Raw genomic sequence first — 18,236 nt, forward strand, 5'->3', positions numbered from 1 at the left:
GTTGTTTGGTTTCTTTCATGTTTCACTAGGTCCTAGAATAATTTCTACTTCATGCACCATCTTATCATCTACTAACATTATGAAACCTGCTTGTTGTAAAACGCCATCCATCTTAATGCTTGTTTTCATTGTACCTGCTTGTTGATTGACTTGAATACGATAAGTGGTTTGATGGAATTGATAATTGATTTTGAATGATTGCCATGACGAAGGAATACATGGGTTAATGGTGAGGGTGTCTTTTACACGGTGTATCCCCAGGTATGATCCAATGATTAATTGATACATCCAACCTGCAGAACCTGTATACCATGTCCATCCACCTCTGCCAATGTGCGGTGCTACTCCATGTACATCAGCAGCCATTACATAGGGTTCAGTTTTATAGGTTTTCGTTGCTTCTGCGGTATCACCATGCCTTATAGGATTAATCAAATTGATTAGTTCTTCTGTTCTTTCTTTGTCTTTCATTTTGGCAAAGGCCATAACAGTCCATATAGCAGCATGGGTGTATTGTCCCCCGTTTTCTCTGACTCCAGGTACATAACCTTTAATGTAACCAGGGTCTAATGGTGACTTGTCAAATGGAGGATCTAGTAATTGAATGATTTTATTTTCGCGTTTAACGAGATAACGATTTACAGCATCCATTGCAGTTTTAGCCCTTTCTGTCGAAGCCACATTTGATAATACAGACCAACTTTGCGAGATAGCATCTATTTTACACTCTAAATTTTCTTTTGATCCAAGTGGCGTGCCATCATCAAAGTAGGCGCGTAAGTACCAATCGCCATCCCATGCATGTTTATTAATGTTTTCTTTGAGCACCAACGCTTGTCTGATACATTCTTCAGCGAATACTGTATCCTGCTGATCATTAGCTATGGATTGAAAGCTCATTAATATATCGAAAAGGAAAAAGCCTAACCACACACTTTCGCCTTTGCCCTCAAGCCCTACACGGTTCATACCATCGTTCCAATCTCCAGATCCTTTTAGAGGAAGTCCATGTTCTCCAAAGCGCAACCCATATATTATAGCTTTTTTGCAGTGTTCATAAAGCGATGCTTTCTCATCTGAAGTTGAAGGTCTATCATAATATGATTCTTCTCCCTGGTTTAGGAGACGTCCTTCTACAAATGGAATCTGTTCTTGTAGTACTGCCTTATCACCACTACTTTTTAGATAATGGTTGACCACAAAGGGTAACCACAAATAGTCGTCAGAGCAAAGTGTTCGTACACCTTGACCTTTCGGAGGGTGCCACCAGTGCTGTACATCGCCTTCAATAAATTGCCGAGAGGCGCTTAGTAATAAATGGTCTCGGGTTAATTGTGGCTGTGTATGCACTAAAGCCATCACATCCTGTAACTGATCACGAAAACCAAAGGCTCCTCCCGATTGATAAAAACCTGTACGGCCCCATAAACGCGATGAGATTACTTGATAGAGTAGCCAACCGTTGGTTAGTATGTTGAGCGCCACATCCGGACTTTCTATTGAAACACTTTGCAAGGTTTTTTTCCAATACTTTTTTACTTCGACAATAGATTCATTCGAAGCAAAAGGTCCTGCAAATTGTTTTATAGTGTTAATGGCTTCCTGTTTGTTTCGGCCTGCACCAAGTTTGAAAGTAATGGTTCGTTCCTGATCTGGCTCTAGTTCAACAGGTACTTGTATTGCAGCGCAGCTTTCATTTCCAGCGCCTAATTTACCTGAGAGTTGTGTGCGTCTGAGTGCTTCAGGTTTGTCCAAGGAGCTATTTCGTCCAATAAACTCTTTTCGATCTGTTGTAAAGCTGAATTTGTTTTCATCGGTTACAAAGAAAGATATATAGTCCTGGAAATCAGTATTGAACTGATTCCTTGCAAGAATAGCTCCCTCAGGCATTTGTAGTTCGGTGCTAACATGCATCATCGATTTTGAACGACCTTCTGCCAAAACCCATTCCACATAACCAGTGGCACTAATTTTTTTAGTTTTACCTGATCGATTGGTTATCTTAATGCTAATGAATTTGATTGGTTCTTTAGGGTCAACATGAAAACGGACACTTGTCAAAATACCATTTTCAATATGTTCGATTGTAGTTGATCCAAACCCATGTGTGGTTAGGTATGGCGATTTACTTTCATTATTAGCTCGAACAGTTGACCAGTATTCACCACTTTCTTCATCGCGTAAATAGAAGGCCTCTCCGCTACTGTCTAAAATGGGGTCGTTGCTCCATGGTGTTAAACGATATTCGTGTGCATTTTGAAACCAGGTGTAAGCTGAGCCTCTTTCTGAAATGATGGTGCCAAAAACGGAATTGGTAAGCACATTGATCCATGGAAGCGGTGTGATATTTTCCTTTTCAGAAAGGATAACATATTCTTTTCCATCTGCTGAGAATCCGCCAATACCATTAAAGAATTGTAAACCCTGAGGTGTTTTTATTTTTTGATCAAGAGCGGTAGATTGCTTGTTGCCGAGTAGTTTGGGAATAGTTTGTTTGTCAATACTTCTTTTTTTGACCTGCACCTCTAAAGTTCCTCTTGTATCACTCAGGATTACCCGGGCAATCGCTTCCAGTAAAATCCTGTCTTCTGTTACAACCTGATCGATAGGTCTTATATAGATGTTCCCTTTTTTAACAGCATTACTTAAACCGCTCCCTGCATAAGTAAGCCCCTGAATTTGTTCTTGCAGTGCATGTCGGTAAATGCTACTGTCTTCATTAAGAATAACAACATCCACAGCTAATCCTTTACTATGCCAATACGCCTGAGCCTTGATAATTTGTTTTATAAGCTTTAGGTCTTCAGCATTTGAAATTTTGAGCAAAACAATTGGTAAATCACCGGATATGGAATAGCTCCACAGGGCCGCCTGACCTTTTTTATTTTTAGCAAGAAGGCTTGTGTGCGCCCGTAAAGCGGGATTGATAAATAGTATTGAGCTTGCTAATTCTCCAAATAGCTGAGCCTCTTGTTGAGTAGCACCAATTTGTCTTAAAACTACCTGGCTATGCGTAAACGAAAGTTCAAAAGCCCTGTTCCGTAAATGTTTATCCTGGTATTTATTGATTAGATATTGATTATCTTCTTTGGTTCGGGCTATACCATTTACAATATCAATACTAATTGATTCGCCTGCTGCAAGACTGATAATATGCTGAATGGAAACAATTGGATCTAAAACTGAACCTTGGGTTCCTGATAATGCCAATCCGTCCAACATCGCCTTAGGGCTAGATAAATTTTTGCCACGACCAATAAATTGATTTCGATCTGTCTCATACGAAACAATAGTATTTTTTTCACTATTTACTTTTACTAAATGAAACATCCATGGTGTTTGCTCTTCCTTCGATCTTGGTCTTCGACTGCAAACAATGGCTTGCTGGTTTTCAAGGATGCTAGTTTGCATAAAGAGATTACTAAATGCCGGATGGGCATTATCTGCAGCAGCCGCGTTCAGAACAACTTCAGTATAACTGGTCAGGGATAGTTTGCGCTTAGACGATGAGTGATTTGTTAAGACAAAACGCCTTACTTCAACATCATCTTCAGGTGATACAATAATGGTTGTGTGACACTCAATGTTATTATCTCTTCGTTTAAATTCAGCCCGACCTAAAGAGAAAATGCATTCGTAATTCTCAGGTTCTTTTACAGTAGGCTGGTAGGTACTTGACCAGAATTCTTTGGTGCCAAGATCTTGTATATAGCAGAACATGCCCCAGTTATCGCAGATACTATCTTCACGCCAGCGGGTAATTGCAAGATCGTTCCAATGGCTATAACCACTACCGGCATTACTAACCATTATGGCATATTTGCCATTAGACAGTAGTTTTACTTCTGGTATGGCGGTATGTGGTGTTTTGATTACAGTAATTTCACTGGCAGGAATCGCAGTTGAAATCAGTTCATCATCTGAACCTTGATAAAAGCCATGGGCTTTTGGCACCTTTTCTTCCAACAGAATCAACGCAGTTTGGAATTCTGCGTCTGCTTCAAACCTTTGTTGCATAGGCTGATCTAGCAGTAAATGCGCAAGGCCTAAAATGCTCATTCCTTGGTGATGCGCCATAAAAGCTCTGATAAGTGCGAACTCTTGTCCACTCATCAATCGAGATTCGGTATAATCGATTGCTTCATAAAAACCATAATTCCCCTCGAAGCCATTGCTTTTTAATCTTTGCAGGTTTTCGTAAGAAGCTTTTGGATCGACCAGTAGACCCAGTACAGAGGCGTAAGGTGCAATGACAAGTTCCTGGTTTAGTCCTCGTTTAAATCCAAGTCCAGGAACACCAAAAGCTTTGTATTGATAGGTGAGGTGGCTATCAACTAAATTGTAACACGATTCTGAAACTCCCCAGGGTATATTGTGTAAATCGCCATACTCAATTTGCTTCTTCATAAGGCCAATCCCCATTTTATCCAGCAAGGTATTGTTATAAGTAGGCATAACCAGGTTTGGCATAATGTATTCAAACATAGAGCCGCTCCAGGAAAGTAATACTGGTGTTCTACCGGCAATGGTTAGTCGTCTTCCTAAAACAAACCAACTTTCTTGTGGTAGTTTTCCTTGTGCTATAGCGACAAAGAGACCAAGTCTTGCTTCGGAGGCCAGCAAATCGTAGAAGCCTTTATCACATTGCAAGTCTTCTGTGTTAAAGCCAATAGATAAGAGGTGTTGAGATTTATCATACAGAAAATCATACTGCATATCGCTGAAGTCCTGGCACTGATCGATTAGTTTTTGCAAGCTGTTTACCGATTCATTAGATTTTTTACTGATGTAAATAATACTTTCCTTGATCTGATTTAACCACACGGTTTCTTCAAGTGCATTGGTTGGTTGGTATAAATTTTCAATTTCGGCACTATACTTTTCACGAAGCATTGATAAATCCTCAAGGCTCGATTGTGCATTGATCGGATTCCATAACTTAAATTTTTCAGGCTTTGTTTTACTATCAATAAGTGGAAGCAACATGGTGAATTCAGTAATCATTGATTCGAGGTAAACCTCAATGATGATGATTACGGTTGGCTCAATGATGAGCTCTCCATTTTTTATAATACTTTTGAACTGCTCAAGTAGCTTTATAAAATGTTTAAATGTGGCTTCAAAGTCTTGTTCGTGCCTATGGATTTTAGCAAGCAATTCGTGTAGTGGGTGAGTTAGACTTTTTCTATTATCAGTGATTGATTCAATCAGCCAACGCAAAGTGTCCTCCATACCCATTAGGTACTTAATATCCCAAAAGGAAACGTGTTGTAATTGAATTAAGCCTTGTCGAAGCGTTAACAAATGACCGGCTAGGTTCCCACTATCTACTGTTGAGATATATCTGGGATGTAACACACTTAGGTCTTCTGTATTGTACCAATTATAAAAATGGCCCTGATAGCGATCCATTTGATCAAGGCTACCAAATGTTTGCTGTGTTCTTGCAATTAAAGTAGCAGCACTGTTATAACCAAAGTCATTTGCTGCCATGTTGCTTAATAAGTACAAACCAATATTGGTTGGTGAAGTTCGGTGTGCGACAACAGGTGTTGGATATTCCTGAAAGTTATCAGGGGGTAACCAGTTATCTTCTTTTATTACGAAGCGCTCAAAATAGAACCAAGTTTTTCTGGTCAGCAGACGCAGGTATGTTTTTTGATCAGCAGTTACTTTAGATTTTTTTACTATTGATATTTCGCTCATGGCCAGTACGATGGCTGGTGCGGCTATCCAACCAAGAAGAAAGGGTAGGGCTAAAATGAGTGCATCATTTTTCTGAAAGATCATTATTGTTATTATTCCTAACGGTAGCAGAGTGGTGATCCACATCTTTGGATATAATGAAAGGAAGTGTTTTTTCTCAGCACTTTGTTTACTCTTAGCGCCCCATTCCAGAAGATTTTTACCTGTGATGTGCACACGCCAAAAAGTAAGTGCAATCGCATGCACATTTACTGCTGCCTCATAAGGCAGGCAAATAAGCTTAAACAAGTATTGTAAAAGGCTTTTAATAGTTTGATCGATATTATTATAAATATGCTGTGAAAAATCAGTCTCATTGGAAACCTTAAAGTATGACAGCGCAAGATTTAATAGCGGTGAAAGAAAAAGTGTAGAAAGTATAATTGAAGTCCATAGCAATGGCTTAGGGATAACAACCCAGCCCACTATGAGTAGTCCAAGCAATGCAATGGGGTAAAAGCTCCGCCTGAGGTTATCAAAAATTTTCCAGCGTGAAACTAATGACAAAGGATTTTTAGTTAACCCTTTTGACAATGTTGGAACTAAGGGTAAGAACCACATGGCAATTTGCCAATCACCCCTAATCCATCTTTTTTTCCTTCTGTTATCTTCCGCATAACTGGAAGGGTGTTCCTCATATAGTTGAACATCGCTGGCAAATCCGCAACGGGCATACGATCCTTCCAATAAATCATGACTGAGTATTCTGTTATTGGGAAGTCTTTTGGCTAATACTTTTTCAAAAGCATCTATTTCATAGATCCCTTTACCAATAAACGAACCTTCTTTAAATATATCCTGGTAGATATCAGACGTTATTTTTGTGTAGGGATCAAGTCCAACATCATTTTCATGCAGTTTACTATAGGCAGAGCGGCTGGTGCCATGTAAACTCATTCCTATTCTGGGTTGAATGATGGTATATCCATCAGTAATTCTTAGTCTTCGTGCATCATACACAGGCTTGTTGAGCGGATGTGCCATTAAACCTACAAGTTTTCTGGCGGCATCTCTTGGTAGTTGTGTATCAGCATCCAGTGTTATTACATATTTTGCTGTAGTGTAGATAGCCTCATCACCAACAATCATACTAAACGATTGATTTCCCTTGCCACGAAGCAAATGATTCAAATCATTAAGCTTTCCTCTTTTGCGCTCCAAACCCATCCATATCTGGTCGTTAGTATTTAATACTCTTGGTCTATGGAAAAGGTAAAAGGGTTCATTGCTACTATCGCCATACTTTCTATTAAGCTCCTCAATGCCAGAGACTGCTAAGGAGAGTAAATGCTTATCAGCGGGTACACTTTCATGTTCCGCATCTATAAAGTCTGTTAGTAATGCAAAAAGGAGATTGGGATCTTTGTTCCCTAGAAATCGTATTTCCAAATCATCTAACAAAGAATTAACCCCTGCACTATTATTTAGAATTGAAGGTATCACCACTATTGTCTTGTAGTTTTCAGGTATGCCTTTTGAGTAATCAATCTTAGGTAACGGTTTAGGTTTTATTAACAAACTGGCCCACCAATTAATAAGATCCAGGGCAAGCTGACTCATAATTACCACGCTAAGCAAGGCTATGCTAACGAGCCATATTGTATTATTTGAAAATTCATTTGCCTGCCATGTCATTATAGCTGTTCCAACAAATGCCATTAGGCAGGCAGACGCAAAGTAGATGGCGGGAGATTTACACAACAAATACCTTTTTAGTTTTTCCGTTGCAGTATATTGGATGTTTAAGGCTTTTTCAGTTTGTTTAATTCCTTTGCCTATTAAATAATAGCCAACATGTGCAGCTCTTTCATCTTTGCTATTGTAGTCGAAACTTTTTTGTGCAAGATCTATTGCTAATTGAGCCACATGTGACTCAGCCTTCTGGCTTGCCTTTGCAATACGTTCAATACTATGCCTGTAATAATCTCTGGTTGCGAAATCCATAGAAGCATAAACCATGTTGTAGTCACCTCGTAAGATGGTTTCTACTATGCTATGATCTTCAACAAATTCACGCCAATCCATTTTTGCTAAAAAGCGTAAACTGTTTATGGAGTTACTTATCGATACTTGATTAGCTGCCTGACGTTGGTTTTGCATGAGCACCATGTCATTAATACTGCCTTGTCCTACATCAGTTAGGTTTTGTTCTATCCAATGTAACGGCAGGCTAAGTTCTGCACCTCGCCATTGAAGTTTACGTGAAAACTCAGCTACGAATGCACTATTAATAGGGGGACTTGATTTAGCCATTTCAGCAATAACCAGAACCAGATTTTTTGGTTCATGCTCTGCACATTGGATAATTTCATTAGCCCACTTATTTGCTAAAGCTGAATCTTTTAGATCAACGGCCGTCATAGCAGCGAGACGACTGAGGTTCTCAATCAATGCTAGCCGCAACATAATGGGAATAGCCCAAAGCTCACCAATTGTTAATTCACTTTCTCTTTGATAAGCTTTGATGAAACGTGATAGCGTCAGGATATCAATATGACCATCGCTATGCGAGATAATTTCAATAGCAAGATCATAAACTCTTGGAATACCGCTTTGTAATTTGGGCAAGCCTTTACTGTAACCTTTAGGTAAATAGCGTTTGCCCAACAAGATTTGTTCTTCAATGATGAAGAAATTATCAAGTAACCATTCACCTGCCGGACTTACAGATTTCTTTAAGGCTATATTTCTCTTAAGTAGTTCATTAACTTCAAATAGAATATGCTCATTTGCAGATAAGTCATGAAGCAGTAATTCTTTAGAGATTTTCGTAGTGAGTTGATGCGTAAGTGAAAGTTTTACAGCGTGCAACTCCATTTGTTCATGACTAAACAGATCAGACCTTAATGGTGGATTTTTTTCGATCTCATTATGTGTGAGGCTATCCTTTTTAAGTGGGGATATAATAGGAGAGAGGAGATCGTCAATACTTGGGATAGTTCGTTTCAGAGGGCTCATAAGTTTGTAATGAACCATCTGAAGAAAATGATGTACAATGATTTAATTATCCTTGTACATCAGAGCTCCATTTGTATCACTATTTTGGTGTGTATGAATAATTGATTGATTACCGAGAGCCAGTGTTAGCTCCCATAAAACTGCCCCAATAGGCTTGAGATGAATGCCACTCATGGGAATTGGTTTTAGGCCAATGATCTTTGTCAAAGCCTGGTGCATTTTCAAGCACTTCTCTTTTTTGATGTAGTATAAATGCCTCTCTTTCCGTATCGAGTGTTAATGAATCAAGCGGAATAGCAAAAAACTTTTCACCCATCCCCAGAAATCCACCAAATTCTATAATCACATATTCAATCTTTCCTGTAGAAATATTAATCATAAGATCTTTCACCCCACCCATATTTTCATCTTCGTTGTTGAAAACTTTATTTTTTATGATGGATGACGCAGTTAAATACAATAAAGGTGTATTTGCGTGCTTTCCTGTATCATTTATACCAGTTAGGTTATCGTTCTCTAATTTTTCCATAGTATGTTTGGTTATAGTTCACCCCTTTTTGCAGCTCTTTTCATTTTATTATTTGCATAAATGGCTACTTCAACCCGTCTGTTGGTTTGGTCATTTTCAGAAATGGATTGTGTTTCGCCATAGCCTTTAGTGGTAATACGTCCGGCAGATACTTGCTGGCTTGCTAAGTATGCTTCAACAGCTCTCGCTCTTTGTTCCGACAAGTTCATATTGTATTCATCAGAACCTTTTTTATCTGTATGACCTTCAATCAGTACATCCGTGTCATCGTATTTGGTAAGTGTTTTAGCTAGATCATTCAAATTTTCTTTTGTTCCACTTGTTAGATTGTAAGAATCAAAATCAAACATGAGACCTGAATCGAATGTGATTTTAATTCCTTCTCCTATACGTTCAACGGTAGCTCCATCTAAATCACTTTTTAATTCAGCAGCTTGTTTATCCATGCGCTGGCCAATCAGAGCGCCAGTGGCACCACCAACACCTGCACCTATAATGGCACCAACAGCAGTATTTCCAGATTGTCTTCCGATGAGTCCGCCAATAACAGCACCGGTACCAGCGCCTATCCCAGCTCCTTTAGTTGATTTTGAGGCTTTACATCCTGTCAGCGCTACCAAGGCAATAAGTATTATACTTCCACTTTTTATCATTATCTGTTTCATCTGTTATGTAATTTTTACTTTTCTTTTGAAGAACTCATCCCAATATAATTTTGAGCCGATCAGAATTGATTGATTTAAGTTAGAATTCGAGCAACTCTAAATATTATTGGTTATTGTAGCTTATAAATAATGCTTAGGTGCTTACTTTTTTATTGTTTAAAAGCAATACCAGAATGCCGGCAACTGCTAATACTCCACCAGTTATTGGTGACCAATAAATTGGGTTTTTTTCTTTTTTGGAGATCTCAATCTCCCCCAGATCAACCACCTTTTTTTCAGTAACTAAATTGATGCTGGTAAAAACTGTCATGACTAAGCCGATGACGAGTAATGCTATTCCAAGAGTTTTCATTGGTTGGGATTTAATTCTATAAATACTTTGCAAATAGCCAGCCACATCATTCTATGTGGGATCCTAAGATTTTATGTAGATTAGTGTAGATAATAGTACACAGTTTGACCAATTGTGTGGCCATTTTCATCAATAGAAAAAGATTCCGGATATCAGAGTCTTTTTTTGGTCAGTTAGACCGGATGGTTTAAATCAATTCATAACATCTTTCGAAGCACTTGCTCTCACCAGCACGGCTGGGTTAGGGTTGTGGTAACTGTTAAAGTTCTTGTTGTGGCTTATCTATTTTAAATACTCAACTTTAAACTCTACACGTCTGTTACGCATACGCCCTGCAGTTGTTTCGTTTGTATCAACTGGCGTTGACTCACCAAAACCAAAAGAAGATAGTCGCAAAGGATCAATTTCTTTTGTTATCAGATAATTGGAAACTGCATCAGCACGCATTTTAGATAGGGTCATGTTACTTTCTTCTGAACCAACATTATCTGTATGGCCACCAATCACTAGTTTGTAGCTAGGATTGTCTACCATAACTTTGCTAATGGCATCCATAATTGGATAAGAGATTTTTTTGATCACAGCTCTTCCGCTTTCAAACTGTATGCCTTGCAATGCTTTTTGAAATAATTGTTGCACCTCCGGTTTTAGTTCAGGACAACCTTTGTTAGCTTTTGTACCTGCAATTTTTGGACAATCATCTTCTACATCGTTAATACCATCACCATCTGTATCGATTATACAACCTGTAGCATCTACCGGAGCTCCGGCTGGTGTGTCTGCACATTTATCAATACTGTCTTCAACACCATCTCCATCCGTGTCAGGACAACCTTTAAAAATATCCAATCCCTTTAAGTTAGGGCATAAATCTTCGGCATCTTCAATACCATCGCCATCTGAATCAGGGCAACCAGAGAAACGACTCAATCCTGAAACATCAGGGCATCTGTCATTCTTATCTTCAACACCATCTCCATCAGTATCAGGGCAACCACTGTGAACTGGTAAGCCAATTTGGTTAGGACAGGCGTCAAGGTAATCGGGAATACCATCTTGATCAATATCTATGGGACAACCTGCTGAATCAACGGAAGCATTAGATGGTGTATCAGGACATTTGTCTTTTTTATCAGCTACACCATCATTGTCCTGATCGCTGGGTTTTTGTAGTTTAAATATTAAGCCAGCACTGTATTGTAAATACAAATCATCCTTTCCTGCATCTACACCATCCCAGTTGTCATACATAGGAGAGTTAACGGTGTTTGCTACTTCTAGTCCCACACGATCGTTAAATCTAAAAAAGATACCGGCCCCAGCTGCAATATTGGCTGCGTAAACATTATCAGTTATAACAGCATTACTGGTTTGCGTATCCTGTTTCGAGTTGAGCAACGTAACACCTATACCACCGGTTATAAACGGGGCAATGGTAGCATCTTCTTTAAAAATATACCCATTATTGAATTTGTAACGAAGTTTTAAGTTTAAAGCAAACATGTAGGCATCAATACCCAATGTTCTATCGCTGTTCTTATATCCTAAAGTATTGTAAGAAAGTTTTTCAACTAAATTGAATGATGGATTAAGATATTGCTGTAAGGATAATGCACCGCCAAGTTTTGGATTTTCAAATTTGTAATATTGATGAACATTACCGTTTAAGTCACCATCATACTCAGCTATAGTTGCATGAAATCCTATAGAACCACCTTGTGCCATAGCTGCACCACCTTGGAACAGGTAGATTACAAGAACCACCAAGAGTGTGCAATAATTATTTTTCATAATAGCGTTTGTTTATAGACAACCTGATTTTTGCAATATCTATACCATTGAAATGAGCTGGAGTATTTTTTGAATAAATCATCTTATGCAATACAATAAGGCATCTGAGTAAGAATTGACTTAAATTTATTCGTGATTATTTCGGTAGTGCATGTACTGTTGTTCCCTCACTTATGTAGATATATTTACTCAAACTTGTAGAAAGGAAACTGCGGAATCATATTTTGAGCTGGTATAATGCTGGCATGATAATGATGATGATGTTTATTTATACTAAGCTATGTTAACAGATTTACAAAACCCTTTTCATAAGAAATTAAGTTCAGTTCTATTTTCAATAGCCATATTATGTGTTGCACTCATTTATGGGAAAAACTTAATCTTACCAATTCTTTTCTCGATTTTACTATCCAATCTTCTATTGCCTGTTACCCAATACCTGAGCAGGAAAAAAGTTTATAAAGTGTTGGCTATTCTTTTGCCACTAATCGTTACAATACTTGTGGGTGCAGCTGTACTTTATTTACTATCAAGTCAGATATTTAAGTTTGTTGACGACATGCCCACACTAAAGGGACGATTCGATCAAATCGTGCATGATTTTCAAGTTTGGTTTAAGAAAGGCACCTCAATCACAATTACAAAACAAAACCAATATTTTAAAGAACAAGTAGATGACTTGAAAGAGGTAGCACCTGATTTTATGGGATCGACAGTGTCATCTATAACACAGATTTTTTCGTATGTTTTTCTGATACCGATTTATACTTTCCTTATCCTATTTTATAGGAGTAAGATTAGAAGTTTTTTAATTAGTGTATTTAAAACAGATACCGAAGACAAGGTTGAAGACATTCTAATAGAATCGACAAGCATAGCTCAAAAATATATGACTGGCTTACTAATAGAGACTACGCTCGTGTTCACTTTAAACGTTATTGGCTTCCTTATTTTAGGTATTAAATACGCAGTATTTCTCGCTCTTTTAGCAGCTTTGCTAAACCTGATTCCTTATGTTGGCATGCTGGTGGCAAATATACTTTGCATGCTAATCACGGTTGTTAGTTCAGCAGATATTAATAATGCCATAGGTGTGGGGATAGTCTTGGCCTTGGTACAATTTTTAGATAATAATTTTGGTATGCCCTTAATAGTGGGAAACAAAGTCCGTATCAATGCTTTGGTAACCATAATTGGCGTTTTGGTAGGCGGTGCTTTGTGTGGGATCCCGGGTATGTTTTTAGCAATACCAGGTTTGGCCGTTATGAAAGTAATCTTCGATAGAGTAAATGAGTTACAGCCTTGGGGAATGCTCTTAGGTGATAATCCTGTGAAGTCAAAGAAAGGAAACTAATGACATTGCTACAGTGTTACTACTTATTAGGGTTTATATAAATACAATATGGAACAGAAAGAAAGCGTAACAGACAAATGGATGCAAAGCGCAACAGAACTCGCAGAAGCATATAAGGACTTGTTAGCTATAAGGTTGGTGGAGCATACATCTCAGGTTGTTTCTTTTAGCATTATAGGATTGTTATCTGCAATACTTGGATTCTTCGTTTTACTTTTTGCAGGATTGGGATGCGCCTGGTGGTTAGGAGAATATATGCAGAATACAAAAGCCGGGTTTTTCATAGTGGGAGGTACTTTTACAGTGATCTTAACAGTAGTACTTGTGGTTTCTAAAAGTGTTTTAATACCTCAAATGAGAAACCTGATTATCAAAAAAGTTTATGAGCAGGATTAATAATTATGAAGAGTTGCTTGCTACACGTAAGCTACTCGAAGCAAAAATTGAAAGTGAGAAAGCCATTTTAAAAGGAGGCTTGATTGAAGTGCGTGAGAAGCTTGAACCTTTCATGCATTTGCTTCCTGTACTAAATATTTTTAAAAAGAATGAAAAGAGAAACTCACTTTTGAAAGGAGCTGCCTCGCTGGGGATAGATGTCGTTTTTGGACAGGCTTTGTTAAAAACAAGCTGGATAACCAGACTATTATTACCAATGTTATTGAAGGGTGTTTCATCTAAATTGATAGGCGGGAAGCGAAAAGTTAAATTCTCTGAGAATGGTCATTAGAACCAATACTATGCCAATTCGGATTCTACAAAATAAAAGAGCGTTGTGTTACACAACGCTCTTTTAAAATGATCAAATCAGGTTAACTAAATAATTACAAGTTTCAATACTGGTGCATTGTAGTATAGAAATTCAGGAGCACCTGTTTCCATATTTCTACACCGGATCTTTTCCTCATCAAGTTCAAGCTCATCAAAACTATATCTTGTTTTGCTGTTTATTCTTCTGAATATATCTCCCGGCTTTAAGGCGCTTGCTAACTGAGCAATGCTGTTCACAACCTTATGATCGATAATTTCTGTTCGTGGTTTCATATATGATTAGTTAAATGTATACCTTACACCGAGGCCACCCCAAATGCCAATAAATCCTCTGTTATCCCCAAACTCAAAAGAGGGTTGCCAGTCTATTGATAGATTAATGGGAGCACCATTAAATTTGTAGTCAAGGCCAAGAACACCATCTAAGCCAACATAAGAGCCAGACGACCAGTTATTATAGTATTGCTTATCGTTAAAGCGATTATTATAAAAACCAACATGGGCCCCAGGACCGATATACCACTTCAAACCTTCTGCATTGGCAATATCAAAGTGGATTTCGTACAAACCTGTAATACGTGTACCCCCACGCCAGAAGTAACCGATACCTTCTAATGCATGATTTGGAGAAACAAAGTGCTTCAACGAAATCCCTGCACCATCTCCCCACATTTTTATACCAAGACCAGTGGTATAGCTGCTGCTCATATTTTGAGCTTGAATACTGAGCGTGCCGGCTAAAATCAGGAATAAACAACTTAGGAAAAGATTCTTCATGCGATTACTTATTTATGATATGATACAACTGCTTTTTAAAGCAGGATAATTAGTAAAACAACAATAAGGATAATAGCACCTACTGATAGGTAAACACCACCACTGCTGTTTAATTGCTTTTCTATTGATTTTACTTCTTTCCTTAATTCTCTTTTATCTTTTCTGGAAAGTGTACTGGCATCCATTGCCTTAATTTCAGCCAGGCGATTAACGAGTTGTTCGCTAAGGGCAGCATCAATTTTTACAGTGGCTGGGTTTGCAATGCGGGGTGAAGCTGCAACAGAAAAAATTGGAGTTGTAAGAGCCAATAACGTTACTAGTGCAGTTGATTTTACATAATTTTTCATATCTACAATTAGATTAGTTGTGCTGTTGGCAGTGAAATATGCATGCCATAAAATAGTTGGCCAAAAACAGTATAATTCAGAGAAATTAGTGTCTTTTATCGTCAAAGCCGACTCGGTTGAGACTTTTTCTCTACAATAGTGTGGTATCAGTTATATGGTGAGAAAACTTTAGGGTTTTAGAAAAATTGAAGGAGAATGGGTAGTGTTTACCAAAAAAGATGAACGAATAATGAATGATTTTATCTCTCCTTGATGTAATTCTAGCTGCATTCTATTTTCTTTGAGTTTTTTATGGAATCTTCGATTAACGCCACCACCATTATCATAGGAATTACCGTATTTATCAGTTGGGTAGCTTTCAGCCGACCCCTTTTGGTTCGCAGATTCATACTTAATCCATACTTGGTTTCTACCCAACATCAGTACTATCGTTTTTTAAGCTCAGGTTTTTTGCATGGCGATTTTTCCCATTTGTTGTGGAATATGCTTTCGTTGTACTTCTTTGGATCGGTAGTAGAAGTATATTTCGCTTATATTTTTGGTGAGTATAGTACCTGGTATTTCGTTGTCTTTTACCTGATGGCCGTAGTTGTATCAGATATACCAACCTTTCTTAAGCATAGACATCATCCTGGTTACAATTCACTAGGGGCGTCTGGTGGTGTCGCGGCTATTATTTTTGCTTCGATCATCTTTCAACCGCTGCAAAATATTTGTATTTATTTTGTTCTATGCTTGCCGGGTTTTATTCTGGGTATTGCTTATTTAATTTGGTCGTACTACAAAGGCAGGGCAGCCAATGACAATATTAATCATGAGGCGCACCTTTACGGAGCACTTTTCGGATTCATCTTTTGTATGGTGATGTATCCTGCTTCACTAATGCACTTTATTGAGCAGCTTAAAAGTTGGCAATTATTTTAACAGCTGTTCCGTTTAGATACCACTAAGTGAGATACAAAAAGAATTTAACCAGTAGAACTATCCGTCAGACCGCTCTATTTCGAAGAAAGCAGTGGTCAGACTGATTTTAGGTAAAGAGACTGGCTAACGTTTTATTTTAAAACTATTTTATAAGCTAAAAGGAGACCGATTACGTCTTTGGATTAGCAGCTAAATCGAATTATGGCAAAAAAGAATAAGGTATCGCTTAAACAAGTTTTTAAAACCATTATCTGGCCAAGAAGAAAGTTACTTTTCATAGGTCTTTTACTCATCATTATCAGCCGCGCTGCAGGCCTTGTACCGCCTTGGGCCACCAAACCTTTTATTGACGATATTTTAGTGCAGAAAAACCTATCTACTTTGCCGACACTACTTTTATGGGTTACTGGTGCAATTTTAATACAAGCTGTTACCTCTTTTTTACTTACCAAACTCCTAAGTGTTGAGGCACAACACCTGATTTCCGTTTTACGCTCGCAGGTGCAAAAACATTTGTTACGGTTGCCCACCAGTTTCTTTGATAATCAAAAGTCTGGCGCCTTGGTATCAAGGGTAATGAATGATGTAGAAGGCGTGCGCAACTTGGTGGGTACTGGTTTGGTACAATTAATTGGTGGTGTGCTTACGGCTATTATCTCTGTTGGTTTCTTGATCAGTATTAATCCGTGGATGACACTTTTTATTATTTTACCAATGTCTGTTTTTGGCGTAATAACACTAAAAGCATTTTCTTACATAAGACCTATTTTCCGTGAGCGTGGTGTAATAACCGCAGAAGTAACTGGTCGCTTAACAGAAACCCTCAATGGAGTAAGGGTAATAAAAGGGTTTAATGCCGAGGCACAGGAAACAAAAATATTTCAACAGGGTGTAGATAAGCTTTTTCAAAATGTAAAGAAGAGCCTTACTTCAACCAGTTTTGTAACCAGCTCAGGTACTTTTTTAGTAGGCTTGGCCAGTGTAGGCATTATGGGTTTAAGTGGTTACTTCGACCTTTCTCCAGGTGATTTTCTTCAGTTTACTATGTTCATGGTATTCATGATTGCTCCCATTGTACAGATGAGCAATATAGGTAGTCAGCTTACTGAGGCCTTCGCAGGTCTAGACCGCACAGAAGAGTTAATGAATATAACCCCTGAAGATGATGGTAGTCGTTCGCTTCGCATTGAAGGGATGAAGGGTAATATAGAATTTAAAAACGTTTCTTTCGCTTATGAAGAAGGAAAAGAGGTGGTGCGCAATATTAACTTCACTGCGCCATCAGGTTCGGTAACTGCTTTGGTAGGTACAAGTGGCTCAGGTAAAACCACCATTGCCGGCTTAGCCGCTTCTTTTTTAATTCCACAAGGCGGTAAAGTATTGGTAGACGGCACTGACTTAAGCAAGGTTGTTTTAGAGAGTTATAGAAGTCAGTTAGGTGTAGTGTTGCAAGATGATTTTCTATTTGAAGGAACGATAAGAGAGAACATACTTTTTCCACGTCCGGATGCTACAGAAGTTCAGTTGCTGGCAGCGGTACAAGCTGCGCACGTAAATGAGTTTACCGATCGTTTTGAACACGGATTGAAAACTGTAATAGGAGAGCGAGGGGTGAAGTTATCTGGTGGGCAACGGCAGCGCATTGCCATTGCACGTGCTATACTTGCTGATCCGCGCATCCTTATTTTGGATGAAGCAACTTCAAACCTGGATACAGAAAGTGAAGCGTTAATTCAAGAAAGCTTACGCAGTCTGATGAAAGGCAGAACCACTTTTGTGATTGCACACAGGTTAAGTACTATTCGCCAGGCCGACCAGATTTTAGTAATTGAAAATGGTGAGATAGCTGAGCAGGGCAGACATGAAGAATTGATCGAACGTAAGGGACGGTACTTCCAGTTGTATACGTATCAGGCGAGGATTTAATTCGTTGATTAGTTGATTTGCCGATACGTTAATTGATTTGATGATTTGAAAATAAAAGAGACAGTCATTGTGATGAACTCCTTCCAATCATCGTCTCCGC

The 18,236-nt window shown here is 38.4% G+C and carries 13 protein-coding genes; 5 read left to right on the forward strand and 8 right to left on the reverse strand.

The window, feature by feature from the left end; translation table 11 throughout:
* Positions 1–15: 15 nt before the first annotated feature.
* The 5 genes from SanaruYs_RS00360 to SanaruYs_RS20440 form a co-directional block, all read right to left on the reverse strand.
* Positions 16–8,703: a GH36-type glycosyl hydrolase domain-containing protein gene (locus SanaruYs_RS00360; protein WP_127120528.1), complete on the reverse strand. Its 8,688-nt coding sequence runs from the start codon at positions 8,701–8,703 to the stop codon at positions 16–18.
* Positions 8,704–8,812: 109 nt separating this feature from the next.
* A complete protein-coding gene (locus tag SanaruYs_RS00365) occupies positions 8,813–9,232 on the reverse strand; it encodes a PRC-barrel domain-containing protein (protein WP_127120529.1) in 420 nt (139 codons plus the stop codon).
* An 11-nt stretch (positions 9,233–9,243) separates the two neighbouring features.
* Positions 9,244–9,897, reverse strand: a complete 654-nt coding sequence (locus SanaruYs_RS00370; RefSeq protein ID WP_127120530.1) for a YiaD family glycine zipper/OmpA-like lipoprotein — start codon at positions 9,895–9,897, stop codon at positions 9,244–9,246.
* A gap of 133 nt (positions 9,898–10,030) precedes the next feature.
* Complete coding sequence (locus SanaruYs_RS00375; RefSeq protein ID WP_127120531.1) at positions 10,031–10,249, reverse strand: hypothetical protein; 219 nt, start codon at positions 10,247–10,249, stop codon at positions 10,031–10,033.
* A 282-nt stretch (positions 10,250–10,531) separates the two neighbouring features.
* On the reverse strand, positions 10,532–12,040 hold the full coding sequence (locus SanaruYs_RS20440) for an OmpA family protein (protein WP_127120532.1): 1,509 nt from the start codon (positions 12,038–12,040) through the stop codon (positions 10,532–10,534).
* 280 nt (positions 12,041–12,320) lie between these two features.
* On the opposite strand from SanaruYs_RS20440, the gene SanaruYs_RS00385 reads away from it, so the two are divergent.
* Genes SanaruYs_RS00385 through SanaruYs_RS00395 form a run of 3 tightly spaced genes read left to right on the forward strand, consistent with a single transcriptional unit; the run spans position 12,321 to position 14,121 of the window.
* Positions 12,321–13,394 carry an AI-2E family transporter gene (locus SanaruYs_RS00385; RefSeq protein ID WP_127120533.1) on the forward strand — a complete coding sequence of 358 codons (1,074 nt, stop codon included), beginning with the start codon at positions 12,321–12,323 and terminating at the stop codon, positions 13,392–13,394.
* A gap of 48 nt (positions 13,395–13,442) precedes the next feature.
* Positions 13,443–13,790: a hypothetical protein gene (locus SanaruYs_RS00390; RefSeq protein WP_127120534.1), complete on the forward strand. Its 348-nt coding sequence runs from the start codon at positions 13,443–13,445 to the stop codon at positions 13,788–13,790.
* Positions 13,777–14,121, forward strand: a complete 345-nt coding sequence (locus SanaruYs_RS00395; RefSeq protein ID WP_127120535.1) for a hypothetical protein — start codon at positions 13,777–13,779, stop codon at positions 14,119–14,121. The genes SanaruYs_RS00390 and SanaruYs_RS00395 overlap by 14 nt, the downstream gene beginning before the upstream one ends.
* A gap of 86 nt (positions 14,122–14,207) precedes the next feature.
* Here SanaruYs_RS00395 and SanaruYs_RS00400 read toward each other — a convergent pair whose 3' ends face one another.
* The 3 genes from SanaruYs_RS00400 to SanaruYs_RS00410 are packed head-to-tail and all read right to left on the reverse strand — an operon-like array spanning position 14,208 to position 15,286.
* On the reverse strand, positions 14,208–14,435 hold the full coding sequence (locus SanaruYs_RS00400) for a hypothetical protein (RefSeq protein ID WP_127120536.1): 228 nt from the start codon (positions 14,433–14,435) through the stop codon (positions 14,208–14,210).
* A gap of 6 nt (positions 14,436–14,441) precedes the next feature.
* Positions 14,442–14,939, reverse strand: a complete 498-nt coding sequence (locus SanaruYs_RS00405; RefSeq protein WP_127120537.1) for a hypothetical protein — start codon at positions 14,937–14,939, stop codon at positions 14,442–14,444.
* Positions 14,940–14,974: 35 nt separating this feature from the next.
* Positions 14,975–15,286: a hypothetical protein gene (locus SanaruYs_RS00410; RefSeq protein WP_127120538.1), complete on the reverse strand. Its 312-nt coding sequence runs from the start codon at positions 15,284–15,286 to the stop codon at positions 14,975–14,977.
* A 291-nt stretch (positions 15,287–15,577) separates the two neighbouring features.
* On the opposite strand from SanaruYs_RS00410, the gene SanaruYs_RS00415 reads away from it, so the two are divergent.
* Together SanaruYs_RS00415 and SanaruYs_RS00420 are read left to right on the forward strand one after the other, a co-directional pair.
* The gene (locus SanaruYs_RS00415) at positions 15,578–16,210 is read left to right on the forward strand and encodes a rhomboid family intramembrane serine protease (RefSeq protein WP_246011799.1); all 633 of its coding nucleotides are present in this window, start codon (positions 15,578–15,580) and stop codon (positions 16,208–16,210) included.
* Between the two features lie 201 nt (positions 16,211–16,411).
* Positions 16,412–18,136: an ABC transporter ATP-binding protein gene (locus tag SanaruYs_RS00420; protein ID WP_127120539.1), complete on the forward strand. Its 1,725-nt coding sequence runs from the start codon at positions 16,412–16,414 to the stop codon at positions 18,134–18,136.
* Positions 18,137–18,236: the final 100 nt, after the last annotated feature.

It is taken from the genome of Chryseotalea sanaruensis (genome assembly GCF_003990915.1).
In the GTDB taxonomy this organism is placed as follows: domain Bacteria; phylum Bacteroidota; class Bacteroidia; order Cytophagales; family Cyclobacteriaceae; genus Chryseotalea; species Chryseotalea sanaruensis.